Below are 3,703 nucleotides of genomic sequence, written 5' to 3'. Positions count from 1 at the left end.
GTACAGGCCCGCGAGCAGCAGCACCAGCGCGATCAGCCCGGAAAGCAGCGCCGCGGCCGCTTCCGCCGCATCGCCGAAGGCCGGCAGGCCGCCGAGGCGCGCCAGCACGATCGGCAGCAAGAGCCCGAACAGGTTCAGGCAGTAACACAGCTTGAGCAGGAATGTGGCCCGTTTCATGTGGTCTGGATCTTCTGAAGTGAAACGCCTCCCCGGCGCATGAACGGCGAAGTCTAGCGAGCGGGCGCGATGCGGTCGCGCGCGGCGCGCCCCCCCTGTTGGGGGGTGTGTCGGTTCGCTGCGACGAGAATGGCCGTTTTTGCCCCGACGACGGAGGATTTCCCGATGCCCCACCGCCACCTCGACACCCGCAAGCGCTGGCTGGCGCTCGCCGTGCTGTGCCTGGGCGTGCTGATGATCGTGCTGGACACGACCATCGTGAACGTCGCGCTGCCGTCGATCCGCAGCGACCTCGGCTTCTCGGAAACCTCGCTGGTGTGGGTGGTGAACGCCTACATGCTGACCTTCGGCGGCTTCCTGCTGCTCGGCGGGCGGCTCGGCGACCTGTACGGCCAGCGCCGGCTGTTCCTGCTCGGCATCGCCGGCTTCACGCTCGCGTCGCTCGGCTGCGGCCTCGCGCAGTCGCAGGCGGTGCTGATCGTCGCGCGCGCGGTGCAGGGGCTGGCCGGCGCGGTGGTGTCGGCGATCTCGCTGTCGCTGATCATGAACCTCTTCACCGAGCCGGCCGAGCGCGCGAAGGCGATGGGCGTCTACGGCTTCGTCTGCGCCGGCGGCGGCAGCATCGGCGTGCTGCTCGGCGGCTTGTTGACCGGCGCACTGAGCTGGCACTGGATCTTCCTCGTCAACCTGCCGATCGGCATCGCGGTGGCGGCACTGTGCGGGGTGCTGCTGCCGGCCACGCCACCGGCGGCGCATGGCGCGAAGCTCGACGTGGCGGGTGCGGCGACGATCACCATCGCGCTGATGCTGGCGGTGTACGCCATCGTCAACGGCAACGAGGCCGGCTGGCTGTCGGCGCAGACGCTCGGCCTGCTGGGCGGYGCCATCGTGCTGCTCGGCGCGTTCTTCACGATCGAGTCGCGCGTGGCCGAGCCGCTGGTGCCGCTGTCGCTGTTCCGGCTGCGCAACCTGTCGACCGCCAACATCGTCGGCGTGCTGTGGGCAGCCGGCATGTTCGCGTGGTTCTTCATCTCGGCGCTGTACCTGCAGCTGGTGCTCGGCTACACGCCGATGCAGGTCGGGCTCGCGTTCCTGCCGTCCAACCTGATCATGGCGGCGTTCTCGCTCGGGTTGTCGGCCAAGCTGGTGATGCGGTTCGGGCTGAAGAAGCCGCTGGCCGGCGGGCTGCTGGTGGCGGCGCTCGGGCTCGCGCTGTTCGCGCGCGCACCGGTCGACGGGAATTTCTGGATCGACGTGCTGCCGAGCATGCTGCTGCTGGGCGTTGGTGCCGGGGTCGCGTTCAACCCGCTGCTGCTGGCCGCGATGAGCGAGGTGCAACCGCAGGATTCAGGGCTCGCCTCCGGCATCGTCAACACCGCGTTCATGATGGGCGGCGCGCTCGGGCTGGCGGTGCTGGCCAGCCTGGCTGCGGCGCACAGCGGCGCACAGGTGTCAGCGGGCGCGGACCCGAAGGGCGCGCTCACCGCCGGCTACCACCTCGCGTTCCTGATCGGCGCGGTGTTCGCGGCAGCCGGCGGATTGCTCGGCGCCGCGCGGTTCACCGCGGTTCGCGCATCAGCCGGCGAGCAGCCCGCGCACGCGGCTTAGCTGGTGCACTCGAGCTGCAGCGACTGGATGTGGCCGCCGACGCCGAGCTTGGTGATCAGGCCCCCTTCGCGGCTGTTGGGACCGAAGGCGACGGAGCGATCCTTGAACATCGCGTGCTCGTAGACGCGCAGCGTGGCCTTCGGGCCGGTCACCAGGCTGTCGATCTCCTTCTTGAGCTGCCGGCCGTTCATCTTGTCGGCGCTGTCGAGCGAGACCGGTCCGACCAGCGTAGCGACCTCGCCCTTGAAGTTGCGTTCGCCGTAGAACTGGGCCCAGCAGCCGGATTCCAGCGCGGGGCTCGAGATCTCGACCGGCACCTGCACGATGACGGGCTGCGGGCGCGTGTCGCCGGTGGCGGTCTGCAGGTTGCTCGGCGTGGAGCTGCAGCCGGCGGCGATGAAGGCGGTGAGGACGGCAAGCGGGACGAGCGTGGTGAAGCGGTTCATGCGATTCCTCGTGAAGGTGTCGCGGCCCCGCCCTCGGGGCCGACTCTTCGACGATGATCGATGCGGCTTGGCGGCCCGTCGATCGGAGGCGGCCGCTACCCGCTGTAGGCGGCCATCACCTCCTCACCGGGCCGCGTCGTCCTTCAGCTGCGGCAGCGCCGAGCCGCCCGCCGACGTCAGCAAGCCCGCCTGCGAATACACCATCAGCTTCTCGCGCGTGTCGGCGATGTCGAGGTTGCGCATCGTCAGCTGGCCGATGCGGTCGAGCGGCGAGAACGGCGCGTTCTCGACCTTCTCCATCGACAGCCGCTCCGGCGCGTAGGTCAGGTTCGGGCTCTCGGTGTTGAGGATCGAGTAGTCGTTGCCGCGGCGCAGTTCGACCGTCACCTCGCCGGTGACGGCACGCGCCACCCAGCGCTGCGCCGTCTCGCGCAGCATGATGGCCTGCGGGTCGAACCAGCGGCCCTGGTACAGCAGGCGGCCGAGCTTCAGGCCGTTCATGCGGTACTGCTCGATGGTGTCTTCGTTGTGGATGCCGGTCACGAGGCGCTCGTAGGCGATGWRCAGCAGCGCMAGGCCCGGCGCCTCGTAGATGCCGCGGCTCTTCGCYTCGATGATGCGGTTYTCGATCTGGTCGCTCATGCCCAGGCCGTGCCGCCCGCCGATGCGGTTGGCCTCGAGGAACAGCGCCACCGGGTCGGTGAAGCCCTGCCCGTTCAGCGCGACCGGGCGGCCCTCTTCGAAGCGGACGGTCACCTCCTCGGCCTTCACCGCCACGTCGTCGCGCCAGAAGGCCACGCCCATGATCGGGTTGACGATGCGGATGCCGCTGTTCAGGTGCTCCAGGTCCTTCGCCTCGTGCGTGGCGCCGAGCATGTTGGAGTCGGTGGAGTAGGCCTTCTCGGCCGACATCTTGTAGCCGAAGCCGGCCTTCGTCATGAAGGCCGACATCTCGRCGCGGCCGCCCAGTTCGTCGATGAACAGCTGGTCGAGCCAGGGCTTGTAGATCTTCAGGTTCGGGTTGGTCAGCAGGCCGTAGCGGTAGAAGCGCTCGATGTCGTTGCCCTTGAAGGTGCTGCCGTCGCCCCAGATGTTGACGTCGTCCTCCTTCATTGCGGCGACCAGCATCGTGCCGGTGACCGCACGCCCGAGCGGCGTGGTGTTGAAGTAGGTGATGCCGGCGGTGGAGATGTGGAAGGCGCCGGCCTGCAGCGCGGCGATGCCTTCATTGGCCAGCTGCAGCCGGCAGTCGACCAGGCGGGCCTTCTCGGCGCCGTACAGCATCGCCTTGCGCGGGATCTCGTCGTAGTCCGGCTCGTCGGGCTGGCCGAGGTTGGCGGTGTAGGCATAGGGCAAGGCGCCCTTGAGCTTCATCCAGTGCAGCGCGGCGCTGGTGTCCAGGCCGCCGGAGAAGGCGATGCCGACTTTCTGCCCGAGGGGCAGGTTCTGGAGGATGGTGGCCATCTGGGGTC

3 protein-coding genes are annotated in these 3,703 nt (G+C 68.9%); 1 reads left to right on the top strand and 2 read right to left on the bottom strand.

Annotation, left to right across the window (positions count from 1 at the left end):
* The first annotated feature begins 342 nt into the window (after positions 1-342).
* Positions 343-1,785, top strand: a complete 1,443-nt coding sequence (locus tag AC1D15_RS21870) for a DHA2 family efflux MFS transporter permease subunit (protein WP_052211262.1) — start codon at positions 343-345, stop codon at positions 1,783-1,785.
* Here AC1D15_RS21870 and AC1D15_RS21865 read toward each other — a convergent pair.
* Entirely contained in the window at positions 1,782-2,231 is a 450-nt protein-coding gene (locus AC1D15_RS21865) for a hypothetical protein (RefSeq protein WP_477827622.1), read from the bottom strand. The two genes, AC1D15_RS21870 and AC1D15_RS21865, sit on opposite strands and share 4 nt — an antisense overlap.
* Positions 2,232-2,354: 123 nt before the next feature.
* A complete protein-coding gene (gene argG, locus AC1D15_RS21860) occupies positions 2,355-3,695 on the bottom strand; it encodes an argininosuccinate synthase (RefSeq protein ID WP_477827623.1) in 1,341 nt (446 codons plus the stop codon).
* Positions 3,696-3,703 lie beyond the last annotated feature (8 nt).

The organism is Rhizobacter sp. P2_H2 (genome assembly GCF_056403375.1).
This window is presented reverse-complemented; position numbering and strand designations above follow the sequence as displayed.